This window comes from Azospirillum sp. VT-I1, assembly GCF_055698305.1.
The window spans coordinates 541379-559528 of record NZ_CP168805.1; the positions used below are offsets into that span (position 1 = coordinate 541379).

The following is an 18150-nucleotide window of genomic DNA, read 5'->3' on the forward strand; positions in this document are numbered from 1 at the left end:
CTGGGCGGGGAGGGGATATCAGGGGGAGAGGCGCTTTCCTATCTCTTCAGTTCCAATTGCCGCGACCAGACCCGCCATGCGGCGTGGCGGCTCCGGCAGCGACGCGCGCAACTCCAGGAAGGCGCGGCCCAAAGCCGACGCCACATCCGCCACGTCCTCCGCCCGGCAGAGCCCCAGCGGTGGGGCCTTCGCCAGTGTCCCGCCGAGCGACACCCGGAACCGCTCGCCGTCCACCGCGTCGAACCGTACGTCCGTGCTGCTGTCCGCCAGATGGCCGATGCCGCCGCCGCAGACCAGCCAGCCGAACTTCGGCGGCAGGCGGTGCAGGGCCGTATCCTCCGCCAGCCGTACGTCGAGCGTACGTGCCGCCGCCCGTACGTCCATCGGCGCGGTGGGATCCAGCCCGGCGGTGGGGGAGCACAGGACGTTGCGCACCGCCTCGCTCGCCGCATCGGCGGAGACATAACCCATCCCGCGCAGGGCGTCGGTCACCGGCTCCAGCCCGTCGGCGGCGATGCCGCGCAGTTGCAGGTTGCCGCGGTGGCTGAGGTCGATCAGGCCATTGCCGTAGCGCTCGCCCAGCTCGGCGATGCGGCGGGCGTGCGCGGCGGGCAGCACGCCGGCCGGAACGCGGACGCGCAGCAGGAACCCGTCGCCGACCTGCATAGGCGCCAGCACGCCGGGGCAGGTGCCGCGGCGTCTCGGCTGGTTGGCGACAGGGTTCGTCATACCGTGATCTCCCGGAGGCGTCGCAGATCCTCCGCGGTGGAATTGCGGCGGGGATGCCACAGGCCGCGGTCGAGCGCCTCGCTCATGCGCGCCAGAATGTGCCGGGCAGCCGCCGGGTTGGCATGCGACAGGAAGTCCCACACCTCCGCATCCTCGACATACGCGTCGAACAGCTGGTCGAAATGGGCGGGGCGTACGGCGTCGGTGGTGGCGGCGAAGGCGAACAGCGTGTCAACGCTGGCCGCCAGTTCCGCCGCCCCGCGATAGCCGTGGCGCATCATGCCCTGGATCCAGCGCGGGTTGGCCGCCCGGCCGCGCAGGGTGCGGGCGATCTCCTCCGCCAGCGTGCGGACGGCGAGCTTGTCCGGATCGGCGCTGTCGAGATGGTAGAGCGCCGGTTCGGAGTCCTCCAGCGCGGCCGCCGCGGCGAAGCCGCCCTCGAACTGCATGAAGCCATCGGTGGACAGCACGTCATGCTCGCGCTGGTCCTGGTGGTGGACCAGGGCGTCGGCTCCTCCCACCCGGCGGCGGAACAATGCCGGCAGCGGCACGCCCTCCAGCCCGGCGCCATAGGCGTGGCAGCCGCCCTCCAGATAGGCGGCGCCGAAATCGGCCCGCGCAGTCCAGTCGCCGCGCGCGATCATGCCGGACAGCGCGGTGCCGTAGATGCCGGGGGCAGCGCCGAAGATGCGGGCGGTGGCCCAGCGGCGGGCGTCCACCGCGTCGGTGCCGGCAGCGGCGAGGCGTTGCTCCTCGGCCCTTGCGGTGGCGGCCAGCGGGTTGGTGTCGTCGGGCTCGTCCAGCCCGGCGACGGCACGCACCGCCTGGTCGAACAGGGCGATCTGCTGCGGGAAGACGTCGCGGAACAGGCCGGAGATGCGCAGAGTCACATCCACCCGCGGCCGGCCCAGCACGCCGGCCGGCATGATCTCGTACCCCGTGACGCGGCCGGACCCGTTCTCCCAGATCGGGCGGACGCCGAGCAGGGCCAGCGCCTGGGCCAGCTCGTCGCCGCCGGTGCGCATGGCCGGGGTGCCCCAGCAATCCACCACCAGCCGCTGCGGCCAATCGCCATGGTCCTGTAGATAGCGGGTGATGAGCGCGTCCGCCGCCTGCCAGCCGAGCGTCCAGGCGGTCGGCGTCGGCACGCCGCGCGGGTCGAGCGCATAGAGGTTGCGCCCGGTCGGCAGCGTGTCCGCCCGCCCGCGCGCCGGCGAGCCGCCGGGGCCGGGGCGGACGAAGCGCCCGTCCAGCCCGTCGAGCAGCGCCCGCATCTCCGCCTCGCCGCAGGCATCGACGGCAGCGGCGACCATGGCCGGATCGGCGGAGCGCGCGACGGCGGCATTCAGGCGGTTGCGGCGCTCGCCGGTGGGGCTATGGCCGAAGACATGCAGGCCGTCCCGGATCTGCAATTCCTTGATATCGCAGAGATGGGCGTCCAGCCGCGACAGGATGGCGTCGGGATCGTCGTCGGGGCGCAGGTTGCAATCGGCGGCGACGCCGGACTTCCAGGCGAGGTCGAGAATCGTTTCGCGCAGCATGCCCAGCCGCCGCGGATCGAGTCCGGTCGCCTGCGAATACTCGTCGATGGCCGTTTCCAGCGCGGCGAGTTCACCGTAGAGGCCGGACTCCACCGGCGGCGGGGTCAGATGGCCGATCAGCACGGCACCCAGGCGGCGGCGGGCCTGCACTCCCTCGCCGGGGTTGTTGACGATGAAGGGATAGAGGGTCGGCAGGGCGCCGCCGACGATCTCCGGCCAGCAGTCCGCCGACAGCGCCACCGCCTTGCCCGGCAGCCATTCCAGCGTGCCGTGGGCGCCGATCTGCACCAGGGCATGGATGCCGATGACATGGCGAAGCCACAGGTAAAAGGCGAGATAGCCGTGGCTGGGGGGCGTGTCGGGGTCGTGATGCTGGGCGGTGGTCAGGGGGCCGTGGCCGCGGCTGGGCTGCACCGCCACCACGGCATTGCCGCAGGGCAGGACGCGGAAGGCGAAGGCGCCGTCGCGGCAGGAGGGGTCGGCCTCGGGCTCCCCCCAGGTCGCGGCGATGCGGGCGCGCAGCTCCGGTGGGGCAAGGCGGTGGTAGTCGGCCAGCGACAGGGTCGGGGTGGGAGCGGCGGTGAGCGTCGCCATCAACTCGGCGCCGCTGTCCGGGATTGCGGACAGGCCGTAGCCTTCGGCTGACAGGCGGTTCAGCATCGCCACGGTGCTGGCCGGGCTGTCGAGGCCGACCGCATGGCCGATGCCGCCGCCGGGGCCGGGATAGTCGGACAGCACCAGCGCCAGCCGCCGCTCCGCCCGCGGGGTGCGCGACAGGCGGACCCAGCTTGCCGCGAGGTCGGCGGTGAAGGCCACCCGGTCGGGGATCGGGCGCAGGGCCGGGGCGGCGAATTGCAGGTCGGGGTCGGGCTCTCCCGCCGTCTTGAAGGCGATGGCGCGGGCGATGATGCGGCCGTCCATCTCCGGCAGCACGACGTTCATCGCGAGGTCGGACGGCGCAAGCCCGCGCGACGACGCCTGCCAGCCGGCCTCCGGCGTGGTGGAGAGGATGGCCTGCAGAACCGGGCTGCCGTTGGCCTCCAGGGGGAGCCGTCGTCTCGGGCGGCGGAGAAGGCGGTGGTGTTGACGACCACGGCGGCGTTCTGGGCGGTTAGGCTGGCGCGCATCCAGGCGGCGCAGTCCGGCTCCTTCAGGCTGGCGACGAACAGCGGCCGGGGCGCGAGGCCGCGCGCGGCCAGCGCGTCGCACAGGGCATGGACCGGGGCGAGGTCGCCGGCCAGCAGGTGGGAGCGGTAGAAGACCACCGCCGCCACCGGGGCGTCGGGGATGGTGGCGCCGCTCCAGCCGTCATAGGCACCGAAGCGGGGGACCGGGGCCGGGTCCTCATGCGGCAGGGGCGTGCCGGCCAGCGTCGCAGCACAGGCCAGCAGATGGCCGATGTTGGCCGGGCCGCCTTCGGTGAAATAGCGCCAGAGGCGGTCGGCGGCGTCCGGGGGTACGGTGCCGTAGGCGGTGAGATTCGGGTCGGGCTGCGCCTCGCCGGACAGGACGGCGAGCTGGATGTTGCGCTCGCGGCAGAGGGCGGACAGGCGGTCGAGGCCATAGCGCCAGTAACCGCTGCCGCCGAGCAGGCGCAGGACCACCAGTTTCGCCTTGGCAACGATGCTGTCGGCGTAGAGGTCCACCGACAACGGATGGCAGAGACGGTTCAGGTTGGCGAGGCGGAGGCTGGGCAAGCGGTCGCGCCCGGCCCGCCACGCGGCGGCGAGCGCGGTCAGGTCGCTGTCGGAGAAGGACAGCATGACGAGGTCGGCCGGCGTCTGCCCCAGGTCTTCCGCCTGGGGGCCGGCGTCCAGTTCGTCCTGGCGGGCGGCGAGCAGGTGCATGGTTCGATGTCCAGCGGCGGCGGTGCCCCTCCCTCCCGGGCTTACGCCCGGGTCCCTCCCTCCCCGCTTCGCAGGAGAGGGTGGATTTGCTATGCGGCGGCAGTTCCCTCTCCCACGATCGGACCGGCCTTTGGCCGGCCGAGGGTGGGGGAGGGTTAGGGAGGGGGCAAACGCCGCGACACCCTAACTCTTATCCAACAACCGCCCGCGTCACCGCATCACGGTCCAACCCCGTCTCGCCGATCACCACCAGACGGCTGCGGCGCTCCTCGCCGGGCTTCCACAGGCGGTCGTAGTGGGTCTGGATGCGGGTGCCGACACCCTGGACCAGAAGGCGCATCGGCTTGCCGGGCACGTCGATGAAGCCCTTCAGGCGCAGCACGCCATGCAGGCCGGCGACCTGTTCCAGCGTCATCGCCAGACGGGCGGGATCGGGCTGCGGCGGCAGCTCCACCACGAAGCTGGTGAAGTCGTCGTGGTCGTGGCCCTCTTCCTCATCATGGTGGCTGGGGCGGTTGGCGAGGTCGTCCTCCACCGCCGCGCCGACGCCGAGCAGAACCAGCGGATCGACGGCGCCCTGCGAGGCGCGGACCAGCTTGGCGTCGCGGCCGACCGTGTGGGACAGGGCGCCGCGGATCAGGTCCTCGACGCGGGCGAGATCGCCGTCGGCCAGCAGATCGGTCTTGTTGACGATGATCAGGTCGGCGCAGAGCAGCTGGTCCTCGAACACCTCTTCGATCGGCGTTTCATGATCGACGGTGCCGGCGGCGTCGCGCTGGGCCTCCAGCGCCGCGGGATCGGGGGCGAATCGGCCCTCCGCCGCGGCGGCGGCATCCACCACGGCGATGACGCCGTCGACCGTGACGCGGGTCTTGATCGCCGGCCAGTGGAAGGCCTGGACCAGCGGCTTGGGCAGGGCGAGGCCGCTGGTCTCGATCACGATATGCTCGGGCGGCTCCGGCCGGGCCAGCAGCTTCTCGATGGCCGGGACGAAGTCGTCGGCGACGGTGCAGCACAGGCAGCCGTTCGCCAGCTCGATTACGTCGTCTTCGGTGCAGGTCGGGTTGCCGCAGGCGCGCAGGATGTCGCCGTCGATGCCGACATCGCCGAACTCGTTGATGATCAGCGCCAGCCGGCGGCCGTCGGCCTTTTCCAGCAGGCCGCGGATCAGCGTGGTCTTGCCGGCGCCGAGGAAGCCGGTGATGACGGTCGCCGGAACCTTGCCGGCGGCCGTCTTGGAGAGTGCGGACATGGGACGTGGCTCCTTAACGCGCGCCGGGCTGGACCCGAAGGGCCGGGCGATGCTCGGCCTCGCCGGCCAGCCCGTTCATCAGCCAGCCGCAGGCGGCACCCAGGATCGCCCAGAACAGGGCGGCGCTGCCGAGCGAGGCGGTGACGAACCGGGCGGCCAGTTCCGGCGGGACGGCGCCCTCGGCGCTTTCCGGGTGGGGCGCGCCGATCAGATGGGGCAAGGCGGCGGCCAGGACGGCGGCGGCGATGACGAGGCGGTTGCGGGCGAAGGCGAGCGCGGCCATGCCGACGCCGGCCCCGGCCGCCGCGGCCAGCCACCAGAGCTGGCGCAGCTCCAGATCGGCCCCGGCCATGCCCGGCAGCTCCGGCGGCAGGCCGAAGGACGGCGCCAGCGACACCGCGACGAAGCCGCCGGCACCCCACACCAGCCCGCGCCGCGCATCGACCGGTCGGCCGGCCAGCAGAATCGCCGCCGACAGCAGCAGCGCATAGGCCACGCCGGTCAGCAGGTTGGAGACGATGGTCAGGCCGGTGCGCCGCATCGCCTCGTCCAGCGTGGTGGGCACGCCTTCGCCGACCTCGCGCACCGGGCCATGCTGGTGGGCCGTCTCGGAGGCAGAGGCGGAGGCGGGTGCGGAAGCGGCAGGCGGGGTCACCACCTCGTACTTCTCGGCTTCAAGGATCAGCGGGACGGTCGTCGCCTGCTGAACGACGGAAGCGGCCGTGCCGGAGAGCACGCCCGCGACCAGGGCGGCTGTGAACAGCCGCCGGATCAGATCCATGACCCTGGCTTAGTGGCAGGGGAACGCGAAGGAGTGACGGGCGTCGTGCGCCGCGTCGTGGATCTGCTGCGGCTGGGCGAAGCCGACGCCGTACAGCAGGAAGCTGCCCAGCAGGATCGCGGCGAAGGCGGCGACCGCGGTCTGGGCGGCGCTGCGGGTCGCGGAACCGGCGGCAGCGTGGAAGGAACGGGTGGTCATGGAAGGCAATCCTTGCTGTCCCGCCACACCCGGCGGGGTTGGGAAAGGGTGAAACATCCGCCGGCAGGTTTCCTGGCTCGCGGGTCGTCGCATCGCCGTCCGCCTTCCCGGCCCGGAAGCCAGTGGCATGATGGACGGGACGCTCGCCGCACACAGTTGCGGGGGCAGCCACGGCATTGGATCCGGCATGACCGGGATCCGCACCGCATTCCCTATTATCCCCGCCGCCCGTCAGGACGGGCAGGGCACCGTCGGACGGCCACCATCGCAGTGCCGCGCCGATTTGGCAAGCCCGCAATAAGGCGTCTGCCGCACGGACGATCTTGCATGCCGACACTTTGGATGCTGTCATGTTTGCCGGACAGAGTGTCCGCAAATCCGACACTTTCCGGGATGAGGGTCCGCAGCGGGAAGGAGGTGGGACGAGGCGAAACCGGCGGAGAAACAATGGGTCCACGGATACGGACGAAGCGAACCCCGCCCTGGCACGCTTCGTGCGTACAACAATCGGTGAAACGTCCCGCCGCATGGCGGCCCCCGGGTGAGGCCCGGAAATAAGCAAAGGGCTCTAAGCCCGACATAAGGACGAACGGGAGGAGAATTCGCGACCGATGAACGCCGCACCGAACGACGACATCATCCTGGAAGCGCGCAACCTGACGAAGGAGTTCAAGGGCTTCGTGGCGGTGAAGGAGGTGAACCTCCAGGTTCGCCGCGGCACCATCCACGCGCTGATCGGCCCGAACGGCGCCGGCAAGAGCACGGTGTTCAACCTGCTGACCAAGTTCCTGACGCCCACGCGCGGCCAGATCCTCTACAAGGGCCGGGACATCACCCGCACCAAGCCGGCCGACATCGCGCTGATGGGGCTGGTCCGCTCCTTCCAGATCTCGGCGGTCTTCCCGCATCTCAGCGTGCTGGAGAATGTCCGGGTGGCGCTGCAGCGCCCGCTCGGCACCAGCTTCCACTTCTGGAAGTCCGAATCGACGCTCTACGACCTGCATGACCGGGCGCTGGAGCTGATCGAGGCGGTCAACCTCTCCCCCTGGGCCAACCATCTGGCCGCCGAGCTGCCCTATGGCCGCAAGCGCGCGCTGGAGATCGCCACCACGCTCGCGCTCGACCCGGAGGTCATGCTGCTGGACGAGCCGCTGGCCGGCATGGGCCATGAGGACATCGAGGGCACCGCCGCCCTCATCAAGCGCGTCGCCGCCGACCGCACCGTGCTGATGGTGGAGCATAACCTGTCGGTCGTCGCCCACCTGTCGGACACCATCACCGTGCTCCGCCGCGGCGAGATCCTGGCGGAGGGACCCTACGAGGTCGTCTCCAAGAACCCGCAGGTGATGGAAGCTTATATGGGGACCGGACATGCCTGACGGGATGCAGACGAAGACTGCGATGCTGGAGATCGCCGACCTGCACGGCTTCTACGGCGAAAGCCATGTGCTGCACGGCGTCAACCTGGAGGTGCGGCAGGGCGAGGTGGTGACGCTGCTGGGCCGCAACGGCGCCGGCAAGACCTCGACCATGCGCGCGATCATGGGGATCATGGGCAAGCGCACCGGCTCCATCCGCTTCCAGGGGCAGGAGCTGATCGGCATGGCCCAGCACCGCATCCCGCGGCTCGGCATCGGCTATGTGCCGGAGGAGCGCGGCATCTTCTCCAGCCTCAGCGTGGACGAGAACCTGACGCTGCCGCCGGTGGTGAAGGACGGCGGGATGACGATCCCGCAGATCTACGACCTGTTCCCCAACCTGAAGGGGCGCGGCTCGACCCAGGGCACGCGCCTGTCGGGCGGCGAGCAGCAGATGCTGGCGATCGCCCGCATCCTGCGCACCGGCGCCACCATGATCCTGCTGGACGAGCCGACCGAGGGTCTCGCCCCGGTCATCATCGAGCAGATCGGTGTCGCGGTGCGGGCGCTGAAGGCGCGCGGCTTCACCATCGTGCTGGTGGAACAGAACTTCCGCTTCGCCGCCACCATCGCCGACCGCCATTACGTGATGGAGGAGGGCCATGTGGTGGACATGATCCCCAACGACCAGCTCAACGCCAACATGGACAAGCTCCACACCTATCTCGGCGTGTAGCCCGTCCAGCCTTCCGATCCGTCCCGGCATCGACGCCGCCCTGCCCGTTCCTGGGGCCGGGGCGGCGAACCGCCGGGGATTTGCCCGAATATGGCTCCGGCTTCCCGCGACGGGGACCGGCCGACAATAAATCCAAGAGGGAGAGACCTTCCGATGCGCACGCTTCTTCTCGCCGGCACCGCCCTGCTGACGCTGGCCGGGACCGCGATTCCGGCCGCCGCCCAGGTGTCGGACAACGTCATCCGCATCGGCGTGATGAACGACCGGTCGGGCATCTACGCCGATCTGGCCGGCGAGGGGTCCGCCATCGCCGCGCGGATGGCGGCGGAGGAGTTCGGCGGCAAGGTCGCCGGCGCCGCCATCGAGATCGCCGTCGCCGACCACCAGAACAAGGCCGACATCGCCGCGTCGAAGGCGCGCGAGTGGGTGGACACCGGCGGCGTCGACGTGATCGCCGACGTGCCGAACTCCGCCGCCGCGCTGGCGGTGCAGGGCATCACCAAGGACAAGAAGCGCATCTTCCTGATGTCCGGGCCGGGTGCGACGGCGCTGACCGGCGCGCAGTGCAGCCCCTACGGCTTCCACTGGACCTACGACAACTACGCCATGGCCGCCGGCACCGGCCGCGCCCTGTACGAGCAGGGCAAGAAGAAGTGGTTCTTCGTGACCGCCGACTACGCCTTCGGCCAGTCGCTGGAGGAGGAGACCTCCAAGATGGTGAAGTCGCTGGGCGGCACCGTCGCCGGCGCGGTCCGCCATCCGCTGGGCACCGCCGACTTCTCCTCCTTCCTGCTGCAGGCGCAGGGGTCGGGGGCCGACGTGATCGGGCTGGCGAACGCCGGCGGCGACACCATCAACGCGGTCAAGCAGGCGGCTGAGTTCGGCATCACCCAGTCGGGCCAGAGCCTGGCCGGCCTGCTGCTGTTCATCACCGACGTGAATGCGCTGGGGCTGCAGTCGGCCCAGGGCCTGATGCTGACCACCGGCTTCTACTGGGACATGGACGACCAGACCCGCGAGTGGTCGAAGAAGTTCGAGGCCAAGGCCGGCAAGAAGCCGACCATGGTGCAGGCCGGCGTCTATTCGGCGGTGAAGCACTATCTGAAGGCGGTCGAGGCGGCGAAGACCGACGACGCCGACAAGGTGTCCGCCAAGATGCGCGAGACGCCGGTCGAGGACATGTTCGCCAAGAAGGGCAAGATCGCCGCCAACGGCCGCATGTTCCACGACATGTATCTGGTCCAGGTGAAGGCCCCGGCCGAATCGAAGGCGCCCTGGGACTATTACAAGGTCGTCAAGACCATCCCGGCCGACACGGCGTTCATGGACCCCAAGCAGAGCGGCTGTGCGCTGGTGAAGTGAGGGGGCGTATTGCCCCCTCCCCATCCCTCCCCGCTTCGCGGGAGAGGGGCTGGACGCTTGTCGGCGTGAAGGTCAGCAAAGCGGCAGCGGAGTTCCCTCTCCCGCGATCGGACCGGCCTTTGGCCGGCCGAGAGCGGGGAGGGGTAGGGAGGGGGCAACGGTCGCAATCACTCAATCAAAACAAAAAACCAACAACCACGAACCGGGAGAGACGCGGATATGTTCAGCCTGCTGGGAGTTCCGCCCCAAGTCCTGTTCGGGCAGCTTCTGCTCGGCCTGATCAATGGTTCCTTCTATGCGCTGCTCAGCCTTGGGCTGGCGGTGATCTTCGGCATGTTGAACGTCATCAACTTCGCCCACGGCGCGCTCTACATGGTCGGCGCCTTCGTGGCGTGGCTGCTGCTGACCTCTCTCGGGCTCGGCTACTGGTGGGCGCTGGTGCTGGCGCCGCTGGCGGTCGGGCTGCTGGGCATCGCGCTGGAGAAGTCGATGCTGTCGCGGCTGTACAAGCTGGACCATCTCTACGGCCTGCTGCTGACCTTCGGCCTCGCGCTGATCCTGGAAGGCGCCTTCCGCCACCAGTATGGCGTGTCGGGCCAGCCCTATCCGATCCCCGACGCGCTGAAGGGCGGGCAGAACCTGGGCTTCATGTTCCTGCCGAACTATCGCGCCTGGGTGGTCGTCGCCTCCCTCACCGTCTGCTTCGGCACCTGGTACGCCATCGAGCGGACCAAGCTGGGCGCCTATCTGCGCGCGGCGACCGAGAACCCGACCCTGGTCCAGGCCTTCGGCATCAACGTGCCGGTGATGGTGTCGCTGACCTACGGCTTCGGCGTGGCGCTGGCCGGGCTGGCCGGCGTGCTGGCGGCGCCGATCTATCAGGTGTCGCCGCTGATGGGCTCCAACCTCATCATCATCGTCTTCGCCGTGGTGGTGATCGGCGGCATGGGATCGATCCTGGGCGCCATCGTCACCGGGCTGGGGCTGGGGCTGCTGGAGGGACTGACCAAGGTCTTCTATCCGGAGGCGTCCAACATCGTCGTGTTCGTCGTGATGGCGATCGTTCTTCTCATCAAGCCCGCGGGCCTCTTCGGACGGGAGCGCTGATCCATGACCGTCGCCAGCAACTCCACCACCATCGCCATGCGCGGGTCCTCCCGCGGCACCGGCACCGTCCTGATCGCCGGCGCCCTGCTGCTGATCGCCGTCGCCGCCCCCTTCGTGCTGTATCCCGTCTTCCTGATGAAGGTGCTGTGCTTCGCGCTGTTCGCCTGCGCCTTCAACCTGCTGATCGGCTATGCCGGGCTGCTCAGCTTCGGCCATGCCGCCTTCTTCGGCGGGGCGGCCTACATCTCCGCCCACACGGTGAAGGTCTGGGGCTGGGCGCCGGAGTTCGGGCTGCTCGCCGCCACCGCGGTGGCGGGAGCGATGGGTCTGGTCTTCGGCCTGATCGCCATCCGCCGGCAGGGCATCTATTTTGCCATGATCACCTTGGCGCTGAGCCAGATGATCTTCTTCCTGGCGCTGCAGCTGCCCTTCACCCATGGCGAGGACGGCATCCAGGGCGTGCCGCGCGGCGTGCTGTTCGGGCTGTTCGACCTGAACCAGCCGCTGACCATGTACTACACCGTGCTGGCGATCTTCGTCGGCGGCTTCGCCCTGATCTGGCGCACGGTGCATTCGCCCTTCGGGCAGGTTCTGAAGGCGATCCGCGAGAACGAGCCGCGCGCGGTGTCGCTCGGCTACCGCACGGACCGCTACAAGCTGGTCGCCTTCGTGCTGTCGGCCTCGCTGGCCGGGCTTGCCGGCGGGACCAAGGCCATCGTGTTCCAGCTTGCCTCGCTGACCGACGTGACGTGGCAGATGTCGGGCGAGGTGGTGCTGATGACGCTGCTGGGCGGCATGGGCACGCTGCTGGGGCCGGTGGTCGGCGCGGCGCTGGTCGTCACGCTGGAGAGCTATCTGGCGGCGACCAGCCTGCCGGTGCCGGTCGTCATCGGCTGCATCTTCGTCGTCTGCGTCCTGGTTTTCCGCCGCGGCATCGTCGGCGAACTGTTGCACCGGCTGCCCAAGCGGGGGCGTTGAGCCGCCGTCCCGGACCCGATCCGCAAACTCCCCCAGGGGGGACCGCAAGGTCCCCCTCTTTTCCCTTCCGCACCCGCTAGGGTGGTGTTTCCGGACGAGGGGAAAGATATAGCGGAGGATGTAGGGAACAGGTCCGTATTGCCTTTTTAAAAACTACTCTGTTTGCGCGTGCCGCCACACCCAACTCTGCCGAACGGGCGCGGATCGACCCCGCGTTTCCGGCCGTCCCCCTATGCCTTCCCTTTAATCCGACGGATGGGCTACTATGTTGACCTCTGATATTGTTGGCAAAATGCGCTGCGATGCAGCAGGCCCGAAGGCAGGAACTGCCGGGGGCCTCGACACCGGGACAACAAGAATCGGTCCTGTCTGGGAGGGTGAGGTGGGCGACACCGTCGATTTCGAAGCGCTGCGCCAGCGCGCGGTGCACTCCCTGTTCGAGCACCTGGAATCCATGTGCGTCGGTGCCGTCGCGGTCGATCACAACGGCCGCATCGCCTGGATGGACGAGAAGTACAAGGCGCTGCTGGGCGTCCCCGGCGACCCGCGCGGCCGGCAGGTGGAGGATGTCATCCCCAACAGCCAGCTGCGCCGGGTGATCGAGAGCGGCCAGCCCCAGCCGCTGGACATCATGGAGTTCGACGACCGGTCCTTCGTGGTGACGCGGATGCCGCTGTTCGGCACCGACGGCTCGATCATCGGCGCCATCGGCTTCGTGCTGTTCGACCGTGCCGAGTATCTGCGCCCGCTGGTCCGCAAATACGAGAAGATGCAGGAGGAGCTGGCCCGCACCCAGCAGGAGCTGGCGCATGAGCGCCGGGCCAAATACTCGTTCTCGCAGTTCCTGGGCGCCAGCGAATCGATCCGCGAGATCAAGCGGCTGGGCCGCCGCGCCGCCCAGATGGACAGCACCGTCCTGCTGCTGGGCGAGACCGGCACGGGGAAGGAGTTGCTGGCCCAGGCCATCCATTCCGCCAGCCCGCGGGCGGCCAAGCCCTTCGTCGGCGTCAATGTCGCCGCCATCCCGGAAACCCTGCTGGAGGCGGAGTTCTTCGGCGTTGCCCCCGGCGCCTACACCGGCGCCGACCGCCGCCACCGCGAGGGCAAGTTCCAGCTGGCCAACGGCGGCACCCTGTTCCTGGACGAGATCGGCGACATGCCGCTGCCGGTGCAGGCCAAGCTTCTGCGCGTCCTGCAGGAGCGGGAGATCGAACCGCTGGGCTCCAACAAGGTGGTGCGGGTCGATGTCCGCATCATTGCCGCCACCAGCCGCGACCTGCACGCCCTGGTGCGCGAGAAGCAGTTCCGCGCCGACCTCTATTACCGGCTGAACGTGGTGCCGATCACCCTGCCGCCGCTGCGCGACCGGCCGGAGGACATCGAGAGCATCGCCGACCGCATCCTGGAACAGCTGGCGATCCAGCAGGGCACGCCGCCGCGCGAACTGCTGGAGTCGGCGGTGCAGGTGCTGCGCGACTATGACTGGCCCGGCAACGTCCGCGAGCTTTACAACACGCTGGAGAGGGTGGTGGCGCTGACCGACGCGCCGATCCTGACCGCGCCGCACATCCGCAGCGTGCTGCCCGGCACCCAGCATCCGGCCGGCGCCTCGGCCCTGCCGCTGGCGGCTGGCGCCCGGCCGCTGCAGGAGGTGCTGCACGCCGCCGAGCGCCACGCCATCGCCGCGGCGCTGGAGGAGGCCAACGGCGTCAAGGCGCGAGCCGCGAAGCTGCTGGGCATTTCGCGCGCGTCGCTGTACGAACGCATGGTGACGCTGGGGCTGGGGGCGACGCAGTAGGGGCCGGCGCCGCCCCGCTGCTGTAATTTCGTACTGCGGAATACTGTTTCATTGACGCGCTGCCCGGCCGCTGGCAGGATCGCCCCCGCGTTTCATGCGGGAGGATCGGGTCATGCGCAGGCGGGAAGAGGCTCTGGTCGTCGACGATCTGGCGGACGACGAGAAGGACCCGCGCTTCGTCACCGCGCTGGCCCGCGGGCTGGAGCTGCTGCGCGCCTTCCGCCGCAACGAGTCGATGCTGGGCAACCTGGAACTGGCGCAGCGCACCGGCCTGCCCAAGCCGACGGTGTCGCGGTTGACCTACACGCTGGCCAAGCTGGGATACCTCGCCTACGACCAGAACACCGGCAAATACCGGCTCGGCACCTCGGTGCTGGCGCTGGGCTATGCCAGCCTGTCCGGCATGGGCATCCGGCAGGTCGCCCGCCCGCTGATGCAGGAACTGGCCGAGCAGACCGGGCTGGCGGTGGCGCTGGGCGGGCGCGACCGGCTGAGCATGATCTATCTGGAATGCTGCAAGGCGGCCGGCCCGATCACCCTGTCGCTCGACGTCGGCTCCCACATCAAGCTGTCGACCACCAGCATGGGCCGCGCCTATCTGGCTGCCCTGCCGGAGGAGGAGCGCGCGCCGCTGATGGCGAAGCTGGAGGAGCATGAGGGGGAGGGCTGGCCCGAGATCCGCGACGGCATCCTCCAGTCCATCGAGGACTATCGGACCCATGGCTTTTGTCGCTCCATCGGCGCCTGGAAGTCGGAAGTGCACGCCATCGGCGTCCCCTTCGTGCCGCGCGACGGCTCGCAGGTGCTGGCCTTCAACTGCGGCGGGCCGGGTTTCCTGGTCGACCCGCAGAAGCTGGAGGAGGAGTTCGCGCCGCGGCTGGTGGCGATGGTCCGGCGGATCGACGCGACGCTGTTCAACGGGTGAGAGCGTGGGGAGGCGAGGGGGTGCAACGCCGCCCTTGCCAGCATTGTCCCGTCCCAGCTAACTGTTCGGACGACCGACGGACACCCCGGATCCCATGCTCGACAGCTTCCTGCTTGCCTTCACCGCCCTGTTCTCCATCGTCAATCCGCTGGCGATGGCGCTGATCTTCAGTCAGGTCACGGCGGACAGCAGCCCGCGCGACCGGGCGCGGCTGGCCGGGTTGGTCAGCCTCTATTCGGCCATCGTCATGCTGACGGCGCTGTGGGCCGGCGCCTATGTGCTGAACTTTTTCGGCGTGTCGATGGCCGCCCTGCGGATCGCCGGCGGTTTCGTCGTCGCCGAACGGGCCTGGGCGCTGCTGACCGCGCCGGAACGGCACGAGGCGCGCAAGCAGGAACAGGCGGCCGGTGACGGCGATGGGCTGGCGGAGTCGGCCTTCTTCCCGATGACGATTCCCTTCACCACCGGGCCGGGCACGATTTCGGTCGCCATCGCGCTCGGCTCCACCCGACCGACGCGGGGCGACGGGCTGATCGAGTTCTTCCTCGGCATGTCGGGCGCGGCGCTGGCGATCGCGGCACTGATCTGGCTGTCCTACCGCTCCGCCGACCGCATCGTCGCCTTCCTGGGTCCGACGCGGGTGCGGGTGCTGACGCGGCTGTTCGCCTTCCTGCTGTTCTGCGTCGGCGTCCAGATCCTGTTGACCGGTGTTCTGGACGCCTTCCCGCTGCTGTCGCAGAAGGGCTGAAAGTCTCCCTCTCCCGCCCCGGGAGAGGGAAGGGGCCCATGCCGGAGCATGGGAAGGGTGAGGGGTATTCCGAGGAACCATGCGCTTCTGGATTCTTGGATCACCCCTCACCCTCCCCACTTCGTGGGTCCCCTCCCTCTCCCGGGGCGGGAGAGGGCATCATCAACCCTTCGGACGCAGGTCCTGCACGCGCTTGGCCTTGCCGATGGACCGCGCGATGCCGCCGGGTTCGACCACCTCGACACGGGTGCTGATGCCGATCAGCGACTTGATCGAGTGCTGCAGGTGCTTGGCGTGGCCGTCCCATTCCGACGGGTGGATGTCGTCATGCATCTCCACCCGGACGGCGAGGTTGTCCATGTGGCCGTCGCGGCTGACCACCAGCTCGTAATGCGGGGCGAGAGCCGGGATCTTGCAGATCAGCTCCTCGACCTGGGTCGGGAAGACGTTCACGCCGCGGATGATGAGCATGTCGTCGGAGCGGCCGGTGATCTTGTCCATCCGCCGCATGCCGCGCGCCGTCGGCGGCAGCAGCCGGGTCAGGTCGCGGGTGCGGTAGCGGATGACCGGCATGCCCTGCTTGGTCAGGGTGGTGAAGACCAGCTCGCCGTAGGATCCGTCGGGCAGCACCTCTCCCGTATCGGGGTCGATGATCTCGGGATAGAAATGGTCCTCCCAGATCACCGGGCCGTCCTTGGTCTCCACGCATTCCGACGCGACGCCCGGCCCCATCACCTCCGACAGGCCGTAGATGTCCACCGCGTGGATGTTGAAGGTGCGCTCGATCTCCTCGCGCAGGGCGCCGGTCCAGGGCTCGGCGCCGAAGATGCCGACGCGCAGGCTGGTGCCGCGCGGGTCGATGCCCTGGCGGCGCATCTCGTCGGCGATGTTCAGCATGTAGGACGGCGTGACCATGATGATGGTCGGCTTGAAGTCCTGGATCAGTTGCACCTGCTTCTCGGTCTGGCCGCCCGACATCGGCACCACGGCGCAGCCCAGCCGCTCCGCCCCGTAATGGGCGCCGAGGCCACCGGTGAACAGGCCGTAGCCATAGGCGATGTGCACGATGTCGTTGCGCGTGCCGCCGGCCGCCCGGATGGAGCGGGCGACGACCTCCGACCACACGTCGATGTCGCCCTTGGTGTAGCCGACCACCGTCGGCCGCCCGGTGGTGCCGCTGGAGGCATGGACGCGCACGATGTCCTCCATCGGCACGGCGAACATGCCGTAGGGGTAGGCGCGGCGCAGGTCGTCCTTCACGGTGAAGGGAAACAGCGCCAGATCCTTCAGGTCCTTGAAGTCGTCGGGATGGACGCCCTTCGCCTCGCACTTGGCGCGGAAGGACTCGACGTTGGCGTAGGAGTGACGCAGCGACCATGCCAGCCGCTCCGTCTGCATCGCCGTGATCTCGTCGCGGCTGGCGAACTCGTAGCGGTCCATGCCGGCCTTGGTCTGGTTCACGCCGCTGTCGGTCATGATGGACATGGTGCGCTTCTCCCCTTCGTGCTGATGCCCGGCGCTTGGCGGCCGGTGATGCCCTTTTTGACGGCGGTTTTCGTTCAGACCCGCTCCACCATCATGGCGATGCCCTGGCCGACGCCGATGCACATGGTGCAGAGCGCGCGGGTCGCCTTGCGGTCCTCAAGCTCCATCACCGCGCTGGCGACCAGACGGGTGCCGCTGGCGCCCAGCGGGTGGCCGAGCGCAATGGCGCCGCCGTTGGGGTTCACATGCTCGGCGTCGTCGGGCAGGCCCAGCATGCGCAGCACGGCGAGGCCCTGGGCGGCGAAGGCTTCGTTCAGCTCGACCACGTCGACGTCGCCGATGGTCAGGCCGAGGCGAGCCAGCAGCTTCTGCGTCGCGGGGGCCGGGCCGATGCCCATCACGCGCGGCGGCACGCCGGCCACCGCGGTGCCGACGATGCGGGCGCGCGGGGTCAGGCCATAACGCTTCACCGCGTCCTCGGACGCCACGATCACCGCGGCGGCGCCGTCATTGACGCCCGACGCATTGCCGGCGGTCACGCTGCCACCCTCCTTGCGGAAGGGGGTGGAGAGCTTGGCCAGCGCCTCCAGCGTCGTGTCGGGGCGCAGATGCTCGTCGGCGGCGACGATGGTCGGCTCGCCCTTGCGGCGGGGAATGGAGACCGGGACGATCTCGCGGGCGAGACGGCCGGACTCCTGGGCGCGGCCGGCGCGCTGCTGGCTGCGGACGGCAAAGGCGTCCTGGTCGGCGCGGGAAATGGCGTAGTCGGCGGCGACGTTCTCCGCCGTCTCCGGCATGCTGTCGATGCCGAACCTTGCCTTCATCAGCGGATTGACGAAGCGCCAGCCGATGGTGGTGTCGAAGATCTCCGCCTGCCGGGAGAAGGCGCTGTCGGACTTGCCCATGACGAAGGGGGCGCGGGTCATGCTCTCCACCCCGCCGGCGACGATCAGATCGGCCTCGCCCGCCTTGATGGCGCGGGCGGCCATGCCGATGCTGTCCATGCCGGAGCCGCAGAGGCGGTTGACCGTGGTGCCGGGCACCATTTCGGGCAATCCCGCCAGCAGCGCCGCCATGCGGGCGACGTTGCGGTTGTCCTCGCCGGCCTGGTTGGCGCAGCCGAGGATCACGTCGTCCACGGCGGACCATTCGACGCCGGGGTTGCGCTCCATCAGCGCTTTCAGCGGAACCGCCGCGAGGTCGTCCGGGCGCACCGGGGCCAGCCCGCCGCCGTAACGGCCGAAGGGGGTGCGGACGGCATCGCAGATGTAGGCTTCACGCATGGTTCGCTCCGAAAACAAACAG

General features: G+C 69.5%; 14 protein-coding genes, 1 pseudogene and 1 riboswitch. Of the genes and pseudogenes, 8 read left to right on the forward strand and 7 right to left on the reverse strand.

What is annotated here, in order from left to right:
* Window positions 1-18: 18 nt before the first annotated feature.
* From AB8P05_RS28185 to AB8P05_RS28205, 5 genes and pseudogenes are all read right to left on the reverse strand, one after another.
* Window positions 19-729: a hypothetical protein gene (locus AB8P05_RS28185; protein WP_472761362.1), complete on the reverse strand. Its 711-nt coding sequence runs from the start codon at window positions 727-729 to the stop codon at window positions 19-21.
* Window positions 726-4117: pseudogene (gene cobN / locus AB8P05_RS28190) on the reverse strand (cobaltochelatase subunit CobN). The gene AB8P05_RS28185 and the pseudogene cobN overlap by 4 nt, the downstream one beginning before the upstream one ends.
* A 190-nt stretch (window positions 4118-4307) precedes the next feature.
* A complete protein-coding gene (cobW, locus tag AB8P05_RS28195; RefSeq protein WP_472761363.1) occupies window positions 4308-5369 on the reverse strand; it encodes a cobalamin biosynthesis protein CobW in 1062 nt (353 codons plus the stop codon).
* A gap of 13 nt (window positions 5370-5382) precedes the next feature.
* The gene (locus AB8P05_RS28200) at window positions 5383-6150 is read right to left on the reverse strand and encodes a CbtA family protein (RefSeq protein WP_472761364.1); all 768 of its coding nucleotides are present in this window, start codon (window positions 6148-6150) and stop codon (window positions 5383-5385) included.
* Window positions 6151-6159: 9 nt separating this feature from the next.
* Complete coding sequence (locus tag AB8P05_RS28205) at window positions 6160-6348, reverse strand: CbtB domain-containing protein (RefSeq protein WP_455175229.1); 189 nt, start codon at window positions 6346-6348, stop codon at window positions 6160-6162.
* 45 nt (window positions 6349-6393) lie between these two features.
* Window positions 6394-6616, reverse strand: a riboswitch (cobalamin riboswitch).
* A gap of 343 nt (window positions 6617-6959) precedes the next feature.
* Between AB8P05_RS28205 and AB8P05_RS28210 the strand changes: the two genes are divergently transcribed.
* The 8 genes from AB8P05_RS28210 to AB8P05_RS28245 all read left to right on the forward strand — a co-directional run bounded on the left by AB8P05_RS28210 (window position 6960) and on the right by AB8P05_RS28245 (window position 15360).
* The gene (locus tag AB8P05_RS28210; protein ID WP_109084420.1) at window positions 6960-7727 is read left to right on the forward strand and encodes an ABC transporter ATP-binding protein; all 768 of its coding nucleotides are present in this window, start codon (window positions 6960-6962) and stop codon (window positions 7725-7727) included.
* A complete protein-coding gene (locus tag AB8P05_RS28215; protein WP_455175231.1) occupies window positions 7720-8442 on the forward strand; it encodes an ABC transporter ATP-binding protein in 723 nt (240 codons plus the stop codon). Before AB8P05_RS28210 ends, AB8P05_RS28215 begins: the two co-directional genes overlap by 8 nt.
* Window positions 8443-8595: 153 nt before the next feature.
* The gene (locus AB8P05_RS28220) at window positions 8596-9804 is read left to right on the forward strand and encodes an ABC transporter substrate-binding protein (RefSeq protein WP_472761365.1); all 1209 of its coding nucleotides are present in this window, start codon (window positions 8596-8598) and stop codon (window positions 9802-9804) included.
* A 219-nt stretch (window positions 9805-10023) separates the two neighbouring features.
* Window positions 10024-10911 carry a branched-chain amino acid ABC transporter permease gene (locus AB8P05_RS28225; RefSeq protein WP_472761366.1) on the forward strand — a complete coding sequence of 296 codons (888 nt, stop codon included), beginning with the start codon at window positions 10024-10026 and terminating at the stop codon, window positions 10909-10911.
* A 36-nt stretch (window positions 10912-10947) separates the two neighbouring features.
* Complete coding sequence (locus AB8P05_RS28230) at window positions 10948-11889, forward strand: branched-chain amino acid ABC transporter permease (protein WP_472761631.1); 942 nt, start codon at window positions 10948-10950, stop codon at window positions 11887-11889.
* Between the two features lie 382 nt (window positions 11890-12271).
* Window positions 12272-13687: a sigma-54 interaction domain-containing protein gene (locus tag AB8P05_RS28235; RefSeq protein WP_472761367.1), complete on the forward strand. Its 1416-nt coding sequence runs from the start codon at window positions 12272-12274 to the stop codon at window positions 13685-13687.
* 112 nt (window positions 13688-13799) lie between these two features.
* Window positions 13800-14612 carry an IclR family transcriptional regulator gene (locus tag AB8P05_RS28240; RefSeq protein WP_472761368.1) on the forward strand — a complete coding sequence of 271 codons (813 nt, stop codon included), beginning with the start codon at window positions 13800-13802 and terminating at the stop codon, window positions 14610-14612.
* Window positions 14613-14706: 94 nt separating this feature from the next.
* Window positions 14707-15360 carry a MarC family protein gene (locus AB8P05_RS28245; RefSeq protein ID WP_108548995.1) on the forward strand — a complete coding sequence of 218 codons (654 nt, stop codon included), beginning with the start codon at window positions 14707-14709 and terminating at the stop codon, window positions 15358-15360.
* A gap of 162 nt (window positions 15361-15522) precedes the next feature.
* Here AB8P05_RS28245 and paaK read toward each other — a convergent pair whose 3' ends face one another.
* Both paaK and pcaF read right to left on the reverse strand, forming a co-directional pair.
* Window positions 15523-16845, reverse strand: coding sequence for a phenylacetate--CoA ligase PaaK (gene paaK, locus AB8P05_RS28250; protein WP_472761369.1), 1323 nt, complete (start codon window positions 16843-16845; stop codon window positions 15523-15525).
* 74 nt (window positions 16846-16919) lie between these two features.
* The gene (pcaF, locus tag AB8P05_RS28255; RefSeq protein WP_472761370.1) at window positions 16920-18128 is read right to left on the reverse strand and encodes a 3-oxoadipyl-CoA thiolase; all 1209 of its coding nucleotides are present in this window, start codon (window positions 18126-18128) and stop codon (window positions 16920-16922) included.
* Window positions 18129-18150 lie beyond the last annotated feature (22 nt).

Coding starts and splice junctions, on each gene's coding strand:
- AB8P05_RS28185 (WP_472761362.1), bottom strand. CDS start 729: ATGACGAACCCTGTCGCCAACCAGCCGAGACGCCGCGGCACCTGCCCC.
- cobW (WP_472761363.1), bottom strand. CDS start 5,369: ATGTCCGCACTCTCCAAGACGGCCGCCGGCAAGGTTCCGGCGACCGTC.
- AB8P05_RS28200 (WP_472761364.1), bottom strand. CDS start 6,150: ATGGATCTGATCCGGCGGCTGTTCACAGCCGCCCTGGTCGCGGGCGTG.
- AB8P05_RS28205 (WP_455175229.1), bottom strand. CDS start 6,348: ATGACCACCCGTTCCTTCCACGCTGCCGCCGGTTCCGCGACCCGCAGC.
- AB8P05_RS28210 (WP_109084420.1), top strand. CDS start 6,960: ATGAACGCCGCACCGAACGACGACATCATCCTGGAAGCGCGCAACCTG.
- AB8P05_RS28215 (WP_455175231.1), top strand. CDS start 7,720: ATGCCTGACGGGATGCAGACGAAGACTGCGATGCTGGAGATCGCCGAC.
- AB8P05_RS28220 (WP_472761365.1), top strand. CDS start 8,596: ATGCGCACGCTTCTTCTCGCCGGCACCGCCCTGCTGACGCTGGCCGGG.
- AB8P05_RS28225 (WP_472761366.1), top strand. CDS start 10,024: ATGTTCAGCCTGCTGGGAGTTCCGCCCCAAGTCCTGTTCGGGCAGCTT.
- AB8P05_RS28230 (WP_472761631.1), top strand. CDS start 10,948: ATGCGCGGGTCCTCCCGCGGCACCGGCACCGTCCTGATCGCCGGCGCC.
- AB8P05_RS28240 (WP_472761368.1), top strand. CDS start 13,800: ATGCGCAGGCGGGAAGAGGCTCTGGTCGTCGACGATCTGGCGGACGAC.
- AB8P05_RS28245 (WP_108548995.1), top strand. CDS start 14,707: ATGCTCGACAGCTTCCTGCTTGCCTTCACCGCCCTGTTCTCCATCGTC.
- paaK (WP_472761369.1), bottom strand. CDS start 16,845: ATGTCCATCATGACCGACAGCGGCGTGAACCAGACCAAGGCCGGCATG.
- pcaF (WP_472761370.1), bottom strand. CDS start 18,128: ATGCGTGAAGCCTACATCTGCGATGCCGTCCGCACCCCCTTCGGCCGT.